This window comes from Altererythrobacter ishigakiensis, assembly GCF_001663155.1.
Lineage (GTDB): Bacteria > Pseudomonadota > Alphaproteobacteria > Sphingomonadales > Sphingomonadaceae > Erythrobacter > Erythrobacter ishigakiensis.
This window is the reverse complement of sequence record NZ_CP015963.1, coordinates 2,138,137-2,156,443: the sequence shown is the minus strand read 5'-3', so window position 1 is coordinate 2,156,443 and position 18,307 is coordinate 2,138,137. Positions and strand designations below refer to the sequence as shown.

The 18,307-nt window shown below is 56.5% G+C and carries 23 protein-coding genes; 12 read left to right on the top strand and 11 right to left on the bottom strand.

Going from position 1 to position 18,307, the window contains the following annotated elements:
* Window positions 1–29 precede the first annotated feature (29 nt).
* Window positions 30–623 (top strand): J domain-containing protein, encoded by a 594-nt coding sequence (locus tag A6F69_RS10335; RefSeq protein WP_067602921.1) that lies wholly within the window; start codon window positions 30–32, stop codon window positions 621–623.
* On the opposite strand, the gene A6F69_RS10330 is transcribed toward A6F69_RS10335, so the two are convergent.
* Window positions 620–1,252 (bottom strand): glutathione S-transferase family protein, encoded by a 633-nt coding sequence (locus A6F69_RS10330; protein WP_067600852.1) that lies wholly within the window; start codon window positions 1,250–1,252, stop codon window positions 620–622. The two genes, A6F69_RS10335 and A6F69_RS10330, sit on opposite strands and share 4 nt — an antisense overlap.
* Window positions 1,253–1,279: 27 nt before the next feature.
* Window positions 1,280–2,119, bottom strand: coding sequence for an oxygenase MpaB family protein (locus A6F69_RS10325; protein ID WP_067600849.1), 840 nt, complete (start codon window positions 2,117–2,119; stop codon window positions 1,280–1,282).
* Window positions 2,120–2,200: 81 nt separating this feature from the next.
* On the opposite strand from A6F69_RS10325, the gene A6F69_RS10320 reads away from it, so the two are divergent.
* The 3 genes from A6F69_RS10320 to A6F69_RS10310 all read left to right on the top strand — a co-directional run bounded on the left by A6F69_RS10320 (window position 2,201) and on the right by A6F69_RS10310 (window position 6,177).
* Complete coding sequence (locus A6F69_RS10320; protein ID WP_067600846.1) at window positions 2,201–2,878, top strand: cupin domain-containing protein; 678 nt, start codon at window positions 2,201–2,203, stop codon at window positions 2,876–2,878.
* An 85-nt stretch (window positions 2,879–2,963) separates the two neighbouring features.
* Window positions 2,964–3,956 (top strand): AAA family ATPase, encoded by a 993-nt coding sequence (locus A6F69_RS10315; protein ID WP_067600843.1) that lies wholly within the window; start codon window positions 2,964–2,966, stop codon window positions 3,954–3,956.
* A 127-nt stretch (window positions 3,957–4,083) separates the two neighbouring features.
* Window positions 4,084–6,177: a transglycosylase domain-containing protein gene (locus A6F69_RS10310; RefSeq protein WP_245638232.1), complete on the top strand. Its 2,094-nt coding sequence runs from the start codon at window positions 4,084–4,086 to the stop codon at window positions 6,175–6,177.
* A 7-nt stretch (window positions 6,178–6,184) separates the two neighbouring features.
* Here A6F69_RS10310 and A6F69_RS10305 read toward each other — a convergent pair whose 3' ends face one another.
* The 9 genes from A6F69_RS10305 to pyrE form a co-directional block, all read right to left on the bottom strand.
* Window positions 6,185–6,598, bottom strand: coding sequence for a PaaI family thioesterase (locus tag A6F69_RS10305; RefSeq protein ID WP_067600840.1), 414 nt, complete (start codon window positions 6,596–6,598; stop codon window positions 6,185–6,187).
* Window positions 6,588–7,040 (bottom strand): PaaI family thioesterase, encoded by a 453-nt coding sequence (locus tag A6F69_RS10300; RefSeq protein ID WP_067600837.1) that lies wholly within the window; start codon window positions 7,038–7,040, stop codon window positions 6,588–6,590. Before A6F69_RS10300 ends, A6F69_RS10305 begins: the two co-directional genes overlap by 11 nt.
* A gap of 116 nt (window positions 7,041–7,156) precedes the next feature.
* Window positions 7,157–7,642, bottom strand: coding sequence for a Holliday junction resolvase RuvX (gene ruvX, locus A6F69_RS10295; protein WP_067600834.1), 486 nt, complete (start codon window positions 7,640–7,642; stop codon window positions 7,157–7,159).
* Window positions 7,624–8,760 carry a DUF3089 domain-containing protein gene (locus A6F69_RS10290; RefSeq protein WP_067600832.1) on the bottom strand — a complete coding sequence of 379 codons (1,137 nt, stop codon included), beginning with the start codon at window positions 8,758–8,760 and terminating at the stop codon, window positions 7,624–7,626. Before A6F69_RS10290 ends, ruvX begins: the two co-directional genes overlap by 19 nt.
* A 12-nt stretch (window positions 8,761–8,772) precedes the next feature.
* Window positions 8,773–9,666 (bottom strand): signal peptidase I, encoded by an 894-nt coding sequence (gene lepB / locus A6F69_RS10285; protein ID WP_067600829.1) that lies wholly within the window; start codon window positions 9,664–9,666, stop codon window positions 8,773–8,775.
* An 18-nt stretch (window positions 9,667–9,684) separates the two neighbouring features.
* Window positions 9,685–10,089: a holo-ACP synthase gene (acpS, locus tag A6F69_RS10280; RefSeq protein ID WP_067600825.1), complete on the bottom strand. Its 405-nt coding sequence runs from the start codon at window positions 10,087–10,089 to the stop codon at window positions 9,685–9,687.
* Window positions 10,086–10,367, bottom strand: a complete 282-nt coding sequence (locus A6F69_RS10275; protein ID WP_067600823.1) for a hypothetical protein — start codon at window positions 10,365–10,367, stop codon at window positions 10,086–10,088. Before A6F69_RS10275 ends, acpS begins: the two co-directional genes overlap by 4 nt.
* Window positions 10,364–11,119, bottom strand: a complete 756-nt coding sequence (locus tag A6F69_RS10270; RefSeq protein WP_067600819.1) for a pyridoxine 5'-phosphate synthase — start codon at window positions 11,117–11,119, stop codon at window positions 10,364–10,366. Before A6F69_RS10270 ends, A6F69_RS10275 begins: the two co-directional genes overlap by 4 nt.
* The gene (gene pyrE, locus A6F69_RS10265) at window positions 11,119–11,697 is read right to left on the bottom strand and encodes an orotate phosphoribosyltransferase (protein WP_067600818.1); all 579 of its coding nucleotides are present in this window, start codon (window positions 11,695–11,697) and stop codon (window positions 11,119–11,121) included. The genes A6F69_RS10270 and pyrE overlap by 1 nt, the downstream gene beginning before the upstream one ends.
* A 186-nt stretch (window positions 11,698–11,883) precedes the next feature.
* Between pyrE and coxB the strand changes: the two genes are divergently transcribed.
* The 8 genes from coxB (at window position 11,884) to A6F69_RS10230 (ending at window position 18,292) form a co-directional block, all read left to right on the top strand.
* Window positions 11,884–12,864, top strand: a complete 981-nt coding sequence (gene coxB / locus A6F69_RS10260) for a cytochrome c oxidase subunit II (RefSeq protein WP_144573600.1) — start codon at window positions 11,884–11,886, stop codon at window positions 12,862–12,864.
* 32 nt (window positions 12,865–12,896) lie between these two features.
* Entirely contained in the window at window positions 12,897–14,603 is a 1,707-nt protein-coding gene (gene ctaD / locus A6F69_RS10255; protein ID WP_067600815.1) for a cytochrome c oxidase subunit I, read from the top strand.
* A 120-nt stretch (window positions 14,604–14,723) separates the two neighbouring features.
* Window positions 14,724–15,644: a heme o synthase gene (locus tag A6F69_RS10250; protein ID WP_067600811.1), complete on the top strand. Its 921-nt coding sequence runs from the start codon at window positions 14,724–14,726 to the stop codon at window positions 15,642–15,644.
* A complete protein-coding gene (locus A6F69_RS13255; RefSeq protein WP_281179632.1) occupies window positions 15,641–15,769 on the top strand; it encodes a hypothetical protein in 129 nt (42 codons plus the stop codon). Before A6F69_RS10250 ends, A6F69_RS13255 begins: the two co-directional genes overlap by 4 nt.
* A 64-nt stretch (window positions 15,770–15,833) precedes the next feature.
* Window positions 15,834–16,364 carry a cytochrome c oxidase assembly protein gene (locus A6F69_RS10245; RefSeq protein ID WP_245638325.1) on the top strand — a complete coding sequence of 177 codons (531 nt, stop codon included), beginning with the start codon at window positions 15,834–15,836 and terminating at the stop codon, window positions 16,362–16,364.
* A 76-nt stretch (window positions 16,365–16,440) separates the two neighbouring features.
* A complete protein-coding gene (locus tag A6F69_RS10240) occupies window positions 16,441–17,310 on the top strand; it encodes a cytochrome c oxidase subunit 3 (protein ID WP_067600805.1) in 870 nt (289 codons plus the stop codon).
* The gene (locus A6F69_RS10235; RefSeq protein ID WP_083984768.1) at window positions 17,310–17,699 is read left to right on the top strand and encodes a DUF983 domain-containing protein; all 390 of its coding nucleotides are present in this window, start codon (window positions 17,310–17,312) and stop codon (window positions 17,697–17,699) included. Before A6F69_RS10240 ends, A6F69_RS10235 begins: the two co-directional genes overlap by 1 nt.
* Window positions 17,696–18,292: an SURF1 family cytochrome oxidase biogenesis protein gene (locus A6F69_RS10230; protein ID WP_067600802.1), complete on the top strand. Its 597-nt coding sequence runs from the start codon at window positions 17,696–17,698 to the stop codon at window positions 18,290–18,292. The genes A6F69_RS10235 and A6F69_RS10230 overlap by 4 nt, the downstream gene beginning before the upstream one ends.
* The last annotated feature ends 15 nt before the right edge of the window (window positions 18,293–18,307 follow it).

Here is an 18,307-nt window from a genome sequence, read left to right as displayed (position 1 = left end):
GCGCTTGTCCATGACCATGTTTGTATGAAGTGGCTCAAACCAAGTTTCATGGACGCTATGAGGAAAGCGAAGCGGTGTGCGAACATCCAACCTGTCAGCAGGTTGGCGAGTTCCGCGCGCCTGGCTATCGCCCGGGCGGGTTTGACGGGCCGGGCGAATATCGCTGGTTCTGCCTAGAGCATGTGCGGGAATTCAACGCGGGCTATGACTGGTTTGAAGGGATGAGCGCGGAAGAAATTCTTGAAGCGCAATCGCCCGCCTCGGGATGGAAGACAGAGAATCCTACTTTCAAGCCAACTGCAGGCGTCGATGGAATGCCGCGCTGGGCGGACTTCGACGATCCGCTGGACGCGATTGGCGCGCGGGTCGCTGGGATCAAGAGCCGCGCAGAGCGTGAAGCAAAGATGGCCATGGATGGACGGTTCTCGCCGGATGAGGCGCGCGCGCTCGATACCATGGGGCTGGGGCTGGACACAGATCGCAAACGCTTGCGCCAGCGTTATTCAGAGCTTGTTCGTCGCTATCACCCTGACCGAAATGGCGGCGATCGCAAGTTTGAAAGCCGCCTCAACAATGTTGTTGAAGCTTATCAGTTGCTGCGCAAGAGCCGCGCTTTCGCTTAAGCTTTCGCAGCAGCCTCTTCTATCAATTTCGCGTCCACCGCATTTGCTTGCGAATAGGCCGGGCGCGATGTGATCCGTTCAACATAGGCTTTGAACGCAGGACGTTCTTCAATCGAACCAAACCGCAGTCCCCATACGAACTGGCTGCCGAAATACACGTCTGCCATGGTAAAGCGGCTCCCAGCGGCGAAGTCATTCTCGCTCAACCAGCCTTCGCAAGCGCCAAGGGTCAACTCCAGAGAACCGAAGCCTGCCATTCCGGTGCGCTCTTCGGGCACCTTCCAATCCATCGCCTTGGCGATGACAGCTTGCTCCAAGGGGCCAGCAGCAAAGAACAGCCAACGGAAATAAGCGGCCTTTTCGTGCTCATCAGGCAGCAGTCCAGCTTGAGGGTGCGTTTCTGCGAGATAATGGCAGATCGCTGCTGCTTCGGTCACAACGTGGTCATGATCGCCATGATGGTGAACTAACGTTGGGACCTTGTTCATCGGATTGATTTTCTTGAAATTCTCTGGCCGCATCGCCCAGTCAAACACCACATGTTCGTAGTCCGCACCCGCCTCATGCAACGCCCAGCGCGCAATCTGGCCGCGGCTCATCGCGACAGTGTAAAACGTGAACTCGGCCATCGGCTATCTCCCCTGGCTAAAGCTAACTCAATTCTGCTTGAACGCCCAGCGGAGCGTCTTGCCCATTCCCCAGGTTGCGGCGCGGGCTGGCAGAGCGGCAATTCCGGGCCGGGTCAGGCCCAACATCGTGCGCGCAAACGGCGGCAGCATTTCCACCGCATCGCCACCAAGGACGCTCTGCAATCCTGGCGGGGTGCCGGGTGGGCGCTGAGTGAGCACCAGCTGGGCAACCTCACGCGCTTCCGACGAGGATCGCAAATCACTGCGCAATTCCCGAAACAGCTCCTCTGCTTCATTGCGGCTGGTTGGGACTGGGTCTGCGCCCAATGCCCGGGCGATCACCGCGAATTGCCGATAGTATTCATCCTGTTCATAGCCGGGCATATTGGGGCGAACATGGCGCAGGTATCCTGCAAGAAAGCTCGATGCTTCGGTCACATGGACCCAGGCTAGAGTGCGTGGATTGGTGGCTGAATAAGGCGTTCCATCGGGCAGTGTGCCTGAAACCTTCGAATGGATACGATTGACGCGCTCAATTGCTCTCATTGCTTCACCACGATGAGCAAAGGTGGTCACAGCGATGAACTTCGCCGTCCGTCGCAGCCGCCCGTGCATATCTTCGCGGAAATTCGAATGGTCGAGTGCGCCTTGCAGCGCATAAGGATGTAGCATTTGCAGCAGCAGTGCGCGTATCCCGCCCACCATCATGCCGACCAGATCGGCATGGACCATGCGGATGGGCGTGTCTTTCTCGAACAGGGCATCGTCGGATGGCGGTGTAGGCTGCTCGCCTTGCGCCGTGTCATTGAACACGCCGCGCACTCGCTCGACCAGTGACTGCCTGAAACTTTCAACCGGATCCGCCATGCATCAATGCGTACACTGTGATCGGAGAAATTGCGATCCATCAATAATTGGATTCTTGAGACTGTTCCCTATTTCACAAGCATGAAAATAAACGCCAAGTTTGACGAATTCATAGCAATCGACACCGAGACAATGGACTGGGTTCCTTCCCCCATGGCGGGCGTTGACCGGCGCATGCTTGACCGGATCGGCGATGAAGTTGCGCGTGCGACTTCTATTGTTCGTTATGCGCCGGGCAGTCACTTCACAGAACACACCCATAGCGGTGGCGAAGAATTCATTGTTTTGGACGGGGTGTTTCAGGACGAACATGGCGACTACCCTGCGGGTACCTATGTTCGCAATCCACCGGGTACGCATCACATCCCGCGTTCGGACGAAGGTTGCACTATCTTTGTTAAGCTATGGCAGTTCGACCCGGCTGATCAGGATCAGTTCGCTGTCGATTTGATTTCGGCGAATTTGGATTTTGTTCATGGTGAACCTGGCGTCTCACGTTTGGTCTTGTCGGATAGGCCGGACGAATTGGTCCGTCTCGAAGAGTGGCAGTCTGACACCGTGCGCAGGTTCGGCGAAGATGGCGGTGCTGAATTACTCGTTCTTTCCGGCGAAATTGCGTTGGATGGCGAGACATTCGGCAAACATAGCTGGATTCGAATTCCAGTCGGTGACCAACGTCAAATCGGTGGGGCCGCCGGCGGAGCGCGGGTCTGGATCAAGACGCGGCATCTCTCGGAAATTAAGGCTCCGAAGGTTTGAAATCCGTCCCGAACTGGGGAACTAGCTAAATTGTCGCTAAACACTGGGTTGCAGGCGGCAACGCACCTGTATAGGCGTTCGCTTCATGGTTAGCTTGATGGAAACCGAGTACGACGGAACGGGCAAGACCCTGTTCCCGGAGCCCGACACAACAATCGACGTGCGTGACACGTTCGGAATTGATGTCGATTGGCAGGTCCCCGCATTCAGCCTCGCGGATGAGCGTGTGCCTGAGAAGGATGACGGCTACGTGTTTGATCCGGATACCACGTTAGCGATCCTAGCGGGCTTTGCTCACAATCGCCGCGTGATGGTCCAGGGTTATCACGGTACCGGTAAATCAACTCATATAGAGCAGGTTGCTGCACGCCTTAAATGGCCTAGCGTCCGCGTGAACCTGGACGCCCATATCAGCCGAATCGATCTGGTCGGCCGTGATGCAATCGTCTTGAAGGACGGCTTGCAAGTCACCGAATTCAAAGAGGGAATTCTTCCCTGGGCTTTGCAGCATGCGGTTGCACTGACCTTCGACGAATACGATGCCGGACGTCCTGATGTGATGTTCGTCATCCAGCGCGTACTGGAAGCTTCTGGCGCGCTTACTCTGCTTGACCAGAACAAGGTGATTACACCGAACAAATACTTCCGTTTGTTCGCGACCTCGAACACCGTGGGTCTGGGGGACACCAGCGGACTATATCACGGGACCCAAGCCATCAACCAGGCGCAGATGGACCGCTGGAACATCGTCGTTGCGCTCAACTACCTAGAGGCTGAAGTCGAACAGAAAATCGTCAAGTCGAAGAGCCCGGAAACGGACGACAAGACGATTGCAGACATGGTCAAGGTCGCTGACCTGACGCGGCAAGGTTTCATGAACGGTGATATATCAACGGTCATGAGCCCCCGTACCGTCATGACGTGGGCCCAAAATGCAGAGATCTTCAATTCGATCGGTTTCGCCTTCCGCCTGTCATTTTTGAACAAATGCGATGAGGCAGAGCGGGTGCTGGTGAGCGAGTACTATCAGAGAGTTTTTGACGAAGACTTGCCGGGAAGCGCGGCAAAAACCGTCTGATGCTCTAGTATTTGCTGTGTTAATCGTATAACACAGCACAATGTTTGGCAGGCTTCGGTCCCCCCGTCGGAGAAGATACTCAACGGATCGCGATCAAGATGGTCGGCCGAAGGCCGGCTATTATGCGTTGCAAGACCCCTATGGCAGTGCGCTTGATGACTTTGACGAGACGTTTGATTTCCAGACGGATCGTTCGAAAAGAAAACGTCGATTCTGGCAGCGCAAGCCCAAGCCAATTCCGGTAATCGAAACGCCGCGTTTCGGAGAGAACTGGGCAGAACCTGAGACGCGATGGTATCACCCCGGTCATTACCGCGGCCGGCGCAAACGCTGGTGGCTGGTTCGCATTCTTGCTGCGATGATCGGTCTTTTTATTGTGATCGTAGCGTGGCTTGCCGTCACTGCGCCGCTTGGAAAATCGCTTGAGCCGATTGCACCGCCGCAGATTACCTTGCTGGCAAGTGACGGAACGCCCATCGCACGCAGCGGTGCATCAGTCGACGCACCTGTGGTTGCAAGCGAGCTTCCGGACCATGTAGTCGGCGCGTTTCTGGCGATCGAGGACCGGCGTTTTTATTCGCATTGGGGGGTCGATCCACGTGGCATTGCGCGTGCAGCCTGGACCGGAGTGGGCGGCGGCAGCACAATCACTCAGCAGTTGGCCAAGTTCACCTTCCTGACGCCCGAGCAAACCTTGTCGCGAAAGGCGCGTGAAGCCCTGATAGCATTCTGGCTGGAGGCTTGGCTGACTAAGGATGAGATTCTGTCTCGCTATCTTTCGAATGCGTATTTCGGTGACAACCAGTACGGCCTGCGCGCAGCCAGCCTGCATTATTTCTACCGCCAGCCGGAAAATCTTAAGCCCGAGCAAGCTGCCATGCTGGCAGGCCTCTTGAAGGCACCCTCGCGGCTCGCACCGACACGGAATTACGATTTGGCGGAAGAGCGAATGCGGCTGGTTATCGGCGCGATGGCAGAGGAAGGCTATCTGACCGAAGCGCGTGCACGTGCCTTGCCTTCGCCTAGGCTTGATGTGCGTGCGGTAAATCGCATTCCGACAGGGACATACTTCGCCGATTGGGCTTTGCCGATTGCGCGCAAGGATTCAGAGGCGAGTTACGCCAAGCAGACCTTCACGACGACACTGGATGCACGCTTGCAGGGTGTGGCAAGCCGTGTTGTTGCGAATGCTCCAGTGGGAAGTGCCCAGGTTGCGCTGGTTGCAATGCGGCCAAGTGGAGAAGTGGTCGCGATGATAGGTGGCAAGGATTACGCGAATTCGCCGTTCAACCGGGCCACGCAAGCAAAGCGACAGCCCGGTTCTACCTTCAAACTGTTCGTGTATTTGACGGCGCTTCAAGCTGGCATGCGCCCAACTGACCGGATCGAAAACACCCCGATTGAGGCCGGGGCATACCGCCCCAAGAATTATGCTGAGCGATATTCCGACAGCATGACCTTGGAACAGGCCTTTGCCTCATCCAGCAATGTCGCAGCAGTCCGGTTGTTCAATCAGATCGGCAGCGATGATGTGATCAGGACAGCACAGGATTTGGGCGTTACGTCCGAATTACCAGCGGGTGATCCGAGCCTTGCATTGGGAACATCGACCATGAGCCTGCTTGAGCTGACCAGCGCTTATGCCGCGATTGCTGCAAACACCTATCCGGTCGAGCCCTATGCTTTCCCCCAAGAGGAAGAGGGGTGGATCGGCTGGCTCTTTGACGGCGAGTCACACTTTGCGGAACGCGTGCATAATGACATGGAACAGTTGCTGCGCAGCGCAGTGAATGACGGGACTGGCAGAGCAGCGATGCTGGCTGGGCCGAATTTTGGCAAGACGGGGACAACCCAGGACAATCGCGACGCCTTGTTCGTGGGGTATGCTGGCGATTTAGTGGTTGGCGTGTGGGTTGGTAACGATGACAACTCGCCACTGAATGGCGTAACCGGGGGTGGATTGCCGGCGCGAATCTGGAAGAATTTCATGACCGGAGCACTGGCAGGAACCAATGTGGTTGAGCCTGTCGAGCGCCCGGATCCAGAAGGACCGATCCGCCCGCTCGATATCGAGGAATTGCGCGATATCCCGATCGACGAAAACGGATCCACGCTCTCGATCGAAGAAGAGGGGCTAACCGTCGTAACAGAGATTGACGGAGTGCCAGTGGAATTTCGATTGACCGAGGAAGGTCTCGAAATCGATCCGGGCAGGCGCTAGCTGGTGACTAACTGGTTCGTTCAGCCATTAGAATATTCATTACAGCGGTAGCGATCGGGCGGTCTCTATCGTCTTGCCATGCTTCGACTGTGACATTGGCGTTGCGACGTCCCAGCCGCGTGATCCGACCCTGTGCGAAGGTCTTTTTTTGCTTGCCTGCGCTAAGGAATTGTACGGTGATATTGATCGGCTTTAACTGCGGGTTACGCTCTTTACCAATCAGCACTGCACGCAATGCTGCATAGCCTGCCGTTTCGAGTAAGCCGCTAGTCGCGCCGCCGTGGAATGCGCCAGGCCGGCCTTCGATGATCGGACTGAAATCGACGGTGAGTACCGGTACACGATCGTCGTCAAGATCGTGGACTGAGATCCCGAGTGAGCGCGCGTAGGCTGACAAAAGGTCGTTCGGATCACCGGGCACTGCGAGGATCCTTTTGAATAGTCATGAACACGCCTGCCATGGTTGCCACCGGGTCATCGCGGTCCCCGTCATGCGCGATGCCACGCACAAAAGCTGCGGACCGAGTGAGGCGATAACATTCAACGCGACCCCATACCGCGCTGCGTTCTTTCGCCGGGCGCTGATAGTCGACGCGCAGGTCTAATGTCGCGATCGGAGCAAAGATCTTCTTTGTATTCCAGATGGCCATTCCCGATGCCATGTCGAGAAGGCTGATTATCGGGCCAGACGCAAGCACATGGCGATCTTCTTCTCCAAGCAGATCTTCCCGCCAGGGCAATTCCAGTTCAACCCAATCGGCGCCGTGACCGGAATATTGCAGTCCCAGCCACCCGGAGTGGCCGTGCCTGCAAAAGAATTGCACTGCCTGCTGAGGGTCAAAGGGAGGAGGTGGAGAATTCATGTCCGGAAACCAATCATGTCCGAAAAACAATGCAGTCAAGGCGGACTTGTTACAATGTTTTAATTTTTCATGCTGGAGGCGGTTGCGCGGAAGAAACGAACATCCTTGGGGATCAGTTAGAAGGCGTTCCCGGTCAACGCATCCAATGCACCTTGCAGGATTACCGCTGCCGCGTGGCTATCGATTTTCTCTGCGCGCTTCGCGCGGCTCATATCTTGCCCGATCATGGCAGCTTTAGCGCTTTGCGTGGACCAACGCTCATCCCAAAGTAGAACGGGCAGTCCGAACGCCTCCAGCAGATTGCGTGCATAGGCGCGGGCTGACTGCGCGCGCGGGCCTTCGCTGGCATCCATGTTCCGTGGCAAGCCGATGACGATGGCTTTGATATCACGCTCGTTGATGAGTGCGGCCAGCGGCTCCCGGTCGCGTCCGAACTTGCCGCGGGCCAATGTTTTGCCAGCGGTTGCAAATCGCCAACCTGCGTCACTCGTTGCTATACCTATGGTCTTCGTGCCCAGGTCCATGCCCAGTAAGGCGCCGCCATCGGGCAGGGCATTACGCAGTTCGCTCGCGCTATCGGTGATCAGCGGTTTTCCGTCCATGTACTCATTCGCCGTGCAACATCGGCCTGCATATTCGCCCAAAACAGCGGGATGTCATAAACATGATAGTCGTTGCCCGGCAGAACATAGCGGCCCAGATCGGGAGGATCGCCAATCAGCAATATACCTCGCGGATCGCAGCTGGCCGGGATTGCTCCAGACAGCAAAGTGCCGTCGGTAAGATCGGTTTCAGGCACCAAAGTGCCCAGGTTCGCGCTGGCCGGTGCAGTGCCGCCGCGCGTTCCTGTCAGTGGATTCGTGCAAAGCACTGGGCTGTTCCCACGCGGTTCACCATTCAGGCCGATTGATAGGCTGTAATAGGCCTTGACCTGCGAAGGATCGGCCGGCTCGGCATAGCTTGCCCAGCTAAGGATACAGCCGGCCTGATCCGGTGCGGTGCAAGCCGGTAGCCCCATCAGCGGCAGATCATGCGTTTCGGAGATCGGCCAGCCAATCACATAAGCAGCCACGATGCGTTCCGCGAGTTCGGTGTCTGCAACCTGCTCGTTGAGAAGGCTCATCATGTGGAGTGAACCTTGACTGTGCCCGGCGAGCACAATCGGCAGGTCAGGATCGATTGCATCCACAAAATGCGCGAATGCTTGTGCGACATCTCGATAGGCTGTGTCGAAGGCCATCTGAGCCTCCGGCTTGTCGGTCATGAATGCCCCGATCGTCGCCTGACGGTAGCGTGGCGCCCAAATCTCTGACGCTTTCCCGAGCGGGCTGGCCATTCCGCGCAAATAAACACGTGCAACTCGCTCGGCTTCCTCATCGCCGAGCTCCGCGTTCCAGCTCGAGCGGCTCAAGTAGCTTGTCGGATGAACGAAAAATACTGCAAAGTCTGGCGTTGAGGGCTCCGCCGGCGTCGGCAGCAATCCGCGATCATTGGAATATTCAGGTTGCCAACGGATCAGTTCTTCGCCTTTTCCCGGGCGCACAAACCACATATCCGGTTCTGCATAGGCATTTTCGGCAAGCGCCTCTTGCTCAACGAATTCCTCGGTCGGAACAAAGGCGATGGCCGTCAATTCGTTCGCCCAGACGCGTAAAATGATAAGCCCCGCAATCACCAGAACGATGATAACCGCCACGATATAAAGGAATTTCTTGGCCATCAGTTTCGGGCTCTATTCAGCAATGGTGTTTTCTGCCTTCGGCGCACGCAGCGTTGACCATGAGCGGCCCTCACGCAACGCAGACCACCATGTCAAAGGGTTCCAGCTCGCTGAGCCATCGAGAGAGAACGTGATGAACTCCGCGCGCCCGCCGATGTTTTCGAGCGGCACAGCGCCCATCAATCCGCGGTCGCTGTAAAGCTCACGACTGTCGGCGGAATGGTCCCGATTATCGCCCATCACAAAGACGTGACCGTCCTCCACCTTGTAGGGTCCGAAATTGTCGAGATGCTGGCCTTCGAGGTGGTCAATGACGAGATAGGAAGCACCGTTCGGCATAGTCTCACGATATGCAGGCACTTCATAGTATTGCGAGCCATCCGCATCACGCACCAGATAGGCGGCAAAAGAGTTCAGACAGGGCGAGCCATCACACAGGAGCTCCGGTTCGAAAGGGATCCTGACGTCGGGCACGATCTCGCGCTTAACGGGTTCGCCGTTCAGGGAAATAATTCCTTCTCGCACTTCAATCGTGTCGCCTGGCAAGGCAACAACCCGCTTGATGTAATCTTCATCGCGTACCGGATGAACTGGAATGACCACGTCACCATATTCGGGTGTGTCGCCAAGCACGCGCCACTCACCTCGCGGCAGCAAATGGAAACTTGCCGAGGCCCAGCTCCAACCATAAGGATATTTGGATACGACCAGCCGATCACCGACCCAAAGGCTCGGCACCATCGAGGTCGAGGGTATGTAGAACGGCTTCGCGACCAAACTGTGAAACGCCAGTACAGCGAGCAGCATTAAGCCAAGCCCACGGATTTCCGCGATCCAGTTGATCTTCTCGTTGCCGTCTTTGGCAGGGATGGTTGTCTTGGTGTTCACAGCGGTGTCTGTCTGCATAAATTTCGCGGTTTGTGATCAGCGGATTGGATGCGCTTCGATAATGACGAAGGCTTGTGCCCATGGATGATCATCGGTGAGGGTAAGATGAATGGCGGCCTCATGGCCATCTGGCGTCAATTCTGCAAGTCGAATTGCGGCACCGCCTGCGAGTGCAAGGGTTGGTGCACCCGATGGTGCGTTGACGACGCCGATATCTTTCATGAAGACGCCGCGCCTAAATCCGGTACCCACGGCCTTGCTGAATGCTTCCTTTGCTGCGAAACGTTTTGCGTATGTGCCGGCAATGGTGAAGGGGCGACGGCGCGCCTTGGCGCGCTCGATTTCCGTGAAGACCCGAAGTTCAAAGCGTTCGCCAAAGCGCTGAAGCGAATTCTCGATACGCTCGATATTGCAAAGGTCAGAACCCATTCCGATGATCATGATCCACCCAGACTCATAAGCATGCCAAGCAGCACCACTATCATCCAGTGCAGAATGACCTGCGTCTTGACGAGATAATGCGCGGGATCGCCTTTCGCCATTTTCAGCGTCACCGTGTAACCAAAGATCTGTAGCAGCGGCCAGACGATCGCCAGCGACAACGCAATGCCTGTCGTGACAGAGTAACCAAGCAAAGCGATGCAGCAAAGAAAGGGAATAGCCGCCGCTAGCGCCCAAGCCAGCTGGCTGCGCGTTGGTTCTGTCGATTCTCCGCTCACCGCACTTCGTCCATCAGGTCGCGCATGCGACGCACAGCTGGCTCCAGCCCGACAAATACTGCCTCTCCGATCAGATAGTGCCCGATGTTGAGCTCGGCCAATTGCGGGATTGCAGCTATCGGCTGAACGTTTTCATAGGTCAGACCGTGCCCCGCATGTGGCTCGATGCCATTTTTGGCCGCAAGAGCGGACATATCACTGATCCGTTTAAGTTCAGCGCTAAGCCGCTCGCTGTCACCATCAAGGAATGCGTGCGCATATTCTCCGGTGTGGAATTCGACGACTGGCGCGCCCAGCCTTAATGCTGCGTCGAGCTGTCGTTCGGTTGCTTCAATGAAGAGTGAGACACGAATCCCGGCATCAGCTAGCCGGCCAACTATGGGTGCGAGCTGGTTATGCAGTCCTGCTGCGTCCAACCCGCCTTCGGTTGTGCGCTCTTCGCGTTTTTCCGGTACGATACAAGCTGCGTGTGGCCGATGACGCAGCGCAATCTCCAGCATTTCCTCGGTAGCTGCCATTTCAAGGTTCAATGGCAGGTCTGTTGCGGCCTGAATACGTGCCAGATCCTCGTCACGAATGTGGCGGCGGTCCTCACGCAAATGGGCTGTAATCCCGTCACCACCGACGCGGGCGACGATCTCTGCTGCTCGCACGGGATCGGGGTGATCGCCGCCACGCGCATTGCGGATCGTGGCAACGTGATCAATGTTTACGCCGAGGCGCAAACGTCCGGGATTGTGGACATTTGCCATCAGGCACGGCTGCCCGGCTTGGTGATAGGAACCGCAGCCAGTTCGGCGGGAACTTCCTCGTCGGCATAGGTAGGGAAATTGAGTGCCACGAGTGGGAAGAACGGCACGCCCAGGTCTACCGATCCGCCCGAACGATCCACAACAGATACTTCGGCAATCACTTCGCCGCCTTCCCCAGCTACTGCCGCGATTGCCTCGCGACTCGAAAGCCCCGTGGTGACGACATCTTCCACCATCAGCACCTTCGCCCCGGGCTTGATCGCGAATCCGCGGCGTAGATGGAATGTACCCTCTGGCCGCTCAAGGAACATGGCGTCCTTGCCCAAGGCACGGCCCATTTCGTGCCCAATTATCAGCCCGCCCATGGCAGGCGAAATCACAACATCCACAGCCGAGCGAATCTCTCGCGGCAGATTTTTCGCCATTGCCACCGCAATCCGCCCAGCGCGGTCTGCGTTCATCAGGACTCGCGCGCATTGCAGATAATGGGCGCTGTGGCGGCCTGATGAGAGGAGAAAGTGCCCTTCTAACAGCGCGCCGCAGCTACGGAATTCGGACAGCACTTCGTCTTCGGTCATATAACAAACACCTGGTAAAATGATCAAATTGCGCCGGACTCATTGGCGCTTGCATATTTTTCTCCCTAGAAGCGCTTGAGGCGCTGGGCAAGCACGCCTATAGGGCGCAGCAATCTCGGGGGAAGTTCCGGGTTTTTGGGTTGGCTATTGCGGTATCACACTCTAGTGGCCGCTCAGCTTAGACACATGATTAAAGCGGGAAACGTCACACAGATGGTTTTGGGTCAAACAGGCCGCTACGCCTATTCACTTATCGTTACAGCCATGTTGGCTTTGATGCTGCTCTTTGCATCAAACGCTCAGGCGCAAGACGATGCCGGGCCTGCAGATGCGGCGGCAACAGAAGCTCCAGCCGGCTATACTCCTATGGCGCCCACTGAGGGCAAAGGCATGCCAGTTGATGGTCGCCTTGGTTTTCAGGACCAGTTTACAGCTGACGGCCAAGACGCATTGTGGATGCACGATTACCTGTTGCTGCCGATCATTACGGTGATCAGCCTGTTTGTTCTTGCGCTGCTGCTGTGGGTGATTGTTCGTTACAACCGCCGTGCCAACCCCGTCCCTTCCAAGACCACACACAATACTGCAATCGAGGTAATCTGGACGGTAGTACCCGCCTTGATTCTGGTGGTTATTGCTGTTCCTTCGATCAATCTGCTGCTGAGTCAGTACGAGACTCCGCCGGAGGAAGCGATCACCGTCAAGGCAACCGGCTATCAGTGGTATTGGGGCTATACCTATCCCGACAACGGTGGCTTCGAAGTCATTTCAAACATGCTGCCGCCGGAAGAGGCGCTGGACCGTGGTGAGCCGAACCAGCTTGCGGTAGACAACCGTATGGTTGTTCCTGCCAACACACCGATCCGCCTGCAGACAACAGCAGCTGACGTGATCCATTCATTCGGTGTCGCATCATTGTGGTTCAAGATGGACGCAGTTCCCGGTCGCCTGAATGAGCGACTGCTTACCATCGAAGAGCCGGGCGTTTATTACGGCCAGTGCTATGAGCTTTGCGGCGCCCGCCATGGTTTCATGCCGGTAGTCGTCGAGGCGCTGCCGCGAGATGAATGGGAAGCATGGGTGCTGGAGCAAGGCGGCACGGTTGGCGAGCCTGAAGTAGCTGAAGCAAACACGGAAGAGGGCGCAGAAGAAGCGCCCGCCGCTTAAGATTATAGATTAGAGCAGAGAGTATCTGAACGATGGCAACTACCGCAGAAGGTATCACCGCTCCTCATGACCATCACGGACATGATGCGGACCACAAGCCGGGCTTTTTCGCCCGTTGGTTCATGTCGACTAACCACAAGGATATCGGCACGCTCTATCTGATCTTCGCGATTGTCGCGGGTATCATCGGTGGCGCAATTTCCGGCGTTATGCGTTTGGAATTGGCAGAGCCTGGCATTCAGTATCTGCAGTTCTGGGTGAACCTGATGGGTGGTGACGGCGCGTCGATGGACGCGAATTACCACATGTGGAACGTGTTCATCACTGCGCACGGCCTGATCATGGTTTTCTTTATGGTCATGCCGGCAATGATCGGCGGCTTCGGTAACTGGTTTGTTCCGCTGATGATCGGTGCGCCGGACATGGCCTTCCCGCGAATGAACAATATCTCTTTCTGGTTGACCGTTGTTGGCTTCCTTAGCCTGCTGTTCTCTATGTTCGTGCCAGGTGGTACCGGACAGGGTGCGGGCGTCGGCTGGACAGTTTATGCTCCGCTTTCGACCACGGGTTCACAAGGTCCAGCAGTCGATTTTGCGATCTTCTCTTTGCACCTAGCGGGGGCTGGTTCAATTCTGGGTGCCACTAACTTCATTACGACCATCTTCAACATGCGTGCGCCGGGTATGACCCTGCACAAAATGCCGCTGTTCGTATGGTCGGTGCTGGTCACAGCTTTCCTGTTGTTGCTCGCTCTGCCGGTTCTGGCCGCGGCGATCACCATGCTGCTGACGGACCGCAACTTCGGCACCACTTTCTTCGATCCAGCGGGCGGTGGTGATCCGGTTCTTTACCAGCACCTGTTCTGGTTCTTCGGACACCCTGAAGTTTACATCATGATCCTGCCGGGCTTTGGCATGATCTCGCAGATCGTGGCGACCTTCAGCCGCAAGCCCGTGTTCGGCTATCTCGGCATGGCTTACGCGATGGTAGCGATCGGCGTAGTCGGCTTCATCGTGTGGGCACACCACATGTACACCGTCGGTCTGGACGTGAATACGAAGATGTATTTCACCGCAGCCACCATGGTGATTGCAGTCCCGACGGGTGTGAAGATCTTCAGCTGGGTTGCCACTATGTGGGGCGGCAGCCTCGAGTTCAAGTCACCCATGGTATGGGCGCTGGGCTTCATCTTCCTGTTCACCGTTGGTGGCGTGACCGGCGTTGTTCTCGCCAATGGCGGTATCGACGATAACCTGCATGACACTTACTACGTGGTGGCCCACTTCCACTATGTGCTGTCGATGGGTGCCGTCTTCTCGATGTTTGCCGGTTTCTATTACTGGTTCCCGAAGATGAGCGGCCGCATGCACTCAGAGTTCCTCTCGCACCTGCACTTCTGGGGCTTCTTCATCGGTGTGAACGTGATCTTCTTCCCGCAGCACTTCCTCGGAATGCAGGGTATGGCGCGTCGATATCCGGACTTCACACCGGCTTACAGCTTCTGGAACGAGATCTCGTCTTACGGCTACTACATCATGGCCGCCAGCATGCTGATCTTCTTTGCCAACCTTGCTTACGCGTTCCTCGCTGGCAAGAAGGCAGAGGCAAATCCATGGGGCGAAGGCGCGACTACGCTGGAATGGACGCTTTCGAGCCCACCGCCGTTCCACCAGTTCGAAACTCTGCCTGTGATTGAGGATCATCACGATTACCACGATCACCGTCCGGCGGGTGCGTAAAGCAATCCGGCTCTAAGCTGGGCTAGAACAGATAATGGGGGAGGGGCGTGCTGAGAAGTGCGCCCCGCCTCGCAAGGGAAGCGCTAACCAAGCGCAATGGAAGCAACGAGTAGACAGGTCATGACTGCCACCACCGCAAGAGCAATGCCGGCCGATTGGCGCGATTTTCTCGCGCTGACCAAGCCCGGTGTCATGCGTCTGGTGATTTTTACCGGCATTTGCGGTCTGTTGGCTGCTCCTGGTAATATTCACCCGGTGATTGGTTTTACCGCGATCCTTTGCATCGCCATGGGGGCGGGTGGTTCGGCTGTGCTGAACCAATGGTGGGAAGCAGAAATCGACGCCGGAATGAAGCGCACTGCAAATCGACCGCTTCCGGCAGGGAGGATGAACCCGACCGACGCGCGCGATTTCGGTATTGCTCTTTCTGCTGCATCGCTGGTGATCATGGGTGTCGCCGTGGGCTGGCTCGCAGCTGCGATTCTCGCGGTTGCGATCGTTTATTACGCGGTGATCTATACAATGTGGCTTAAGCCGCGCACACCGCAGAATATTGTGATCGGTGGCGGTGCAGGTGCATTCCCACCAATGATTGGTTGGGTCGCGGTGACGGGCGAAATTACCGCCATGCCGATCCTGCTGTTCGCGATCATTTTCTTCTGGACCCCGCCGCATTTCTGGGCGCTCGCTCTGTTTGTTAAGTCGGACTACGCCAAGGTTGGCATTCCGATGCTGCCCGTCGTGGCGGGCGAGAAAGCAACACGTCGCCAGATCCTGGCTTACTCGATCATTCTGGTGCCGATCGCGATTGCACCTTGGATGATCGGGGGGACGGCTGCCATTTACGGGATTACAGCTCTAACGCTAACGCTGGCGTTTCTGGCAATGTCGCTTCCGGTCGCGTTCCGGACCTCTGTCGACGGTGACACGATGAAACCGGAAAAGAGCCTGTTTGCGTATAGTATCCTATACCTGTTCGCGCTGTTTGCAGCGCTTGTTGTGGATGCAGTGGCGCGAAACCTGGGGTGGATTGCCTTATGACACCCGAAGAAGAAGCCGAATTCAAACGCCGACAGAAGAGCCGCAACCTCGTGCTTGGAGGTTTGCTGCTGTTCATGGTCGTGCTTTTCTACTTCATCACTATCGCACGTATCGGAGGTCAGTAAGGTGACTGCGGTTGCTGCCAATTCGCTAGAGCAAAAGAATCTCAAGACTGGCATCTATGCCTTCATGGGTGCGCTTGCGATGTTGGGGTTAGGGTACGCCGCAGTGCCGCTGTATGACCTATTCTGCCGCGTGACCGGCTTTGGCGGCACCACACAAGTCGCTAGCGAAGCCGAAGCGGCGAATGCAGAACGCCTGGGACTGGCCGCTGGCGGACAGACGATGTCCATCCGATTCGATGCTTCGACCGCGCGTGATGTTCCGTGGACATTCCGACCGACACAATCGACCGACACTGTACAGATCGGCGTTCGGGACATGGCCATCTATACCGCGAAGAACAATTCAAGCATTCCAATCACCGGCACGGCGACTTTCAATGTCGAGCCGGAACAGGCAGGCAAATATTTCAACAAGATTCAGTGCTTTTGCTTCACCGAGCAGACATTGCAGCCAGGCGAAGAAGTGAACATGCCTGTACTGTACTTTGTCGATCCGGCGATGCTGGAGGACGAGGCAATGGAAGGGGTGGAGCAGATCACTTTGAGCTACACCTTCCACAAGTCACTTACTACTAACAGCGAACCAAGTTCGTAACACTCTGGACCCGTCCGGCGAGGGCATCTAAGGACGGGTTAATCTTAAGATACGGGCCAAAAGACGGGAACTTTCCATGGCTGGAACAAAGAACCACGACTATCACATTCTTGAGCCGGATATCTGGCCGCTGATCGGTGCCTTTGCGGCGCTGACGTTCACTACTGGCATGGTTTTCTTCATGCACGAGATGAATGGCTGGCAGATCGTTCTGGGCCTTGGCATTGCCGGCCTGATCGCCACATTCTTCAGCTGGTTCAGCAATGTTGTGAAGGAAGCCGAAGGCGGCGACCACACTCCGGTTGTGCAGCTGCACATGCGTTACGGCATGATCTTGTTCATCGCATCAGAAGTCATGTTCTTCGTGGGCTGGTTCTGGGCGTTCTTTGACTTTGCACTGTTTCCTGAGGCGCTGCGCGTCACGGGCGCAGGAACGGAAGAGCAGGTAACAACTAGCCTGTTCGGCGAAGCTGGTGCGATCGGAACTCTTGTTCCGGAAGGTATGGAAGTGCTCAATGCATTCCAGCTGCCGCTGCTCAACACGCTGATCCTGCTTTGCTCTGGAACAACGGTTACGTGGGCGCACCATGCGCTGATCCACGGCGATCGTGACGGTCTGAAGCTGGGTTTGTGGGCGACGATCGCACTCGGTGCAGTCTTTACCGCGATTCAGGCTTATGAATATTCGATCGCTCCGTTCAACTTCGGACAGAATACCTACAGTTCTGCCTTCTTCATGGCGACTGGCTTCCACGGTTTCCACGTTCTGGTCGGTACGATCTTCCTGATCGTTTGTCTGGTGCGTTCCTATGCGGGTCACTTTACCCCGCGCCAGCACTTCGGTTTCGAAGCTGCGGCGTGGTACTGGCACTTCGTTGACGTGGTGTGGCTGTTCCTGTTTGTCGCCATTTACATCTGGGGCGGCTGGGGTGCACCCGTACACTAATGCCCAAGAGCGCAAGCTCTGAAGAAAAGAAGGGGCTGCCGGGGGTAACTCAGGCAGCCCTTTTCGGTTTGTGCCCGCGTTGTCATGGGCGCACGCTGTTTGATGCCCCGGCGAGCATTGCCTACCGATGCAAGGCTTGCGGGCTGGAGTTTGCCCAATTCGAACGGGGTAGCAGGGCGTCCAGCCTTATAACCTTCGCGGTCGCTGCTGTAATGATAACAGTCGCGCTTGTAGCTGATAGTAGCGTCCAGCTACCGTTTTGGCTGATGGGATCAGCCGCAGTGGTGGTCACGATCGCAACCACTCTCCTTGCGCTGCGTTTCTTTAAGACGATGCTGCTTATGGCGCGCTATGAGCGCAGCCTTGAACAGAAAGACCATGAGCAATGAACCTTCGTCAGCTTCCGATCCTTCCGACCATTATTGTTGTCGTGGCCGCCGGTATCATGGTGTGGCTGGGTATTTGGCAATGGGGAAAGATTGGGGAGCAGGAAGCGCGCTTGCAACAATATGAAGCAAACGCTGGCAATCCGGAACTGGTGCCCTTTCCGCTTACGCCCGAAGATGTGGATCGCTTCGCCTATCGGCGTTCTTCACTGATCTGTGAGGAGATTCTGGGTGAACCACGGGTTGTTGCCGGCAGGAACGCCAATGATCAAACTGGGTATGTGCAGGTCGCAACGTGCAGACTTGGCAACGGTGCACAGGCAGATGTCCAGTTGGGCTGGGCGAGAGGGCCAAGCCTTGTTGTCTGGGAAGGTGGCGGGGTAACCGGCTCGATCGAGCCTCTGCGGACTGGGCTTGCCAAACTGATCGCTGACCCACCGGTTGAAGGTCTGTCTGCAAGCGCACCGCCGAAAAAGAAGGTCATCGATCACATGGCCTACGCTGGGCAATGGTTCTTCTTCGCACTGACAGCTTTGGTGATCTATTTCCTCGCCATTCGCATGAAACTCGCTGGGCGTCGGGAAGGTGGGGATTGACGCGCATGAAGCGTC

Bases quoted from the DNA above. Each gene is read 5' to 3' on its own strand.
- acpS (WP_067600825.1), bottom strand. From the start codon at position 10,089: ATGATCATCGGAATGGGTTCTGACCTTTGCAATATCGAGCGTATCGAG.
- lepB (WP_067600829.1), bottom strand. From the start codon at position 9,666: ATGCAGACAGACACCGCTGTGAACACCAAGACAACCATCCCTGCCAAA.
- A6F69_RS10325 (WP_067600849.1), bottom strand. From the start codon at position 2,119: ATGGCGGATCCGGTTGAAAGTTTCAGGCAGTCACTGGTCGAGCGAGTG.
- A6F69_RS10235 (WP_083984768.1), top strand. From the start codon at position 17,310: ATGCCCAAGAGCGCAAGCTCTGAAGAAAAGAAGGGGCTGCCGGGGGTA.
- A6F69_RS10320 (WP_067600846.1), top strand. From the start codon at position 2,201: ATGAAAATAAACGCCAAGTTTGACGAATTCATAGCAATCGACACCGAG.
- A6F69_RS10315 (WP_067600843.1), top strand. From the start codon at position 2,964: ATGGTTAGCTTGATGGAAACCGAGTACGACGGAACGGGCAAGACCCTG.
- A6F69_RS10290 (WP_067600832.1), bottom strand. From the start codon at position 8,760: ATGGCCAAGAAATTCCTTTATATCGTGGCGGTTATCATCGTTCTGGTG.
- pyrE (WP_067600818.1), bottom strand. From the start codon at position 11,697: ATGACCGAAGACGAAGTGCTGTCCGAATTCCGTAGCTGCGGCGCGCTG.
- A6F69_RS10230 (WP_067600802.1), top strand. From the start codon at position 17,696: ATGAACCTTCGTCAGCTTCCGATCCTTCCGACCATTATTGTTGTCGTG.
- A6F69_RS10250 (WP_067600811.1), top strand. From the start codon at position 14,724: ATGACTGCCACCACCGCAAGAGCAATGCCGGCCGATTGGCGCGATTTT.
- ruvX (WP_067600834.1), bottom strand. From the start codon at position 7,642: ATGGACGGAAAACCGCTGATCACCGATAGCGCGAGCGAACTGCGTAAT.
- coxB (WP_144573600.1), top strand. From the start codon at position 11,884: ATGATTAAAGCGGGAAACGTCACACAGATGGTTTTGGGTCAAACAGGC.
- A6F69_RS10270 (WP_067600819.1), bottom strand. From the start codon at position 11,119: ATGGCAAATGTCCACAATCCCGGACGTTTGCGCCTCGGCGTAAACATT.
- ctaD (WP_067600815.1), top strand. From the start codon at position 12,897: ATGGCAACTACCGCAGAAGGTATCACCGCTCCTCATGACCATCACGGA.
- A6F69_RS10330 (WP_067600852.1), bottom strand. From the start codon at position 1,252: ATGGCCGAGTTCACGTTTTACACTGTCGCGATGAGCCGCGGCCAGATT.
- A6F69_RS10245 (WP_245638325.1), top strand. From the start codon at position 15,834: ATGGGTGCGCTTGCGATGTTGGGGTTAGGGTACGCCGCAGTGCCGCTG.
- A6F69_RS10300 (WP_067600837.1), bottom strand. From the start codon at position 7,040: ATGAATTCTCCACCTCCTCCCTTTGACCCTCAGCAGGCAGTGCAATTC.
- A6F69_RS10240 (WP_067600805.1), top strand. From the start codon at position 16,441: ATGGCTGGAACAAAGAACCACGACTATCACATTCTTGAGCCGGATATC.
- A6F69_RS13255 (WP_281179632.1), top strand. From the start codon at position 15,641: ATGACACCCGAAGAAGAAGCCGAATTCAAACGCCGACAGAAGAGCCGC.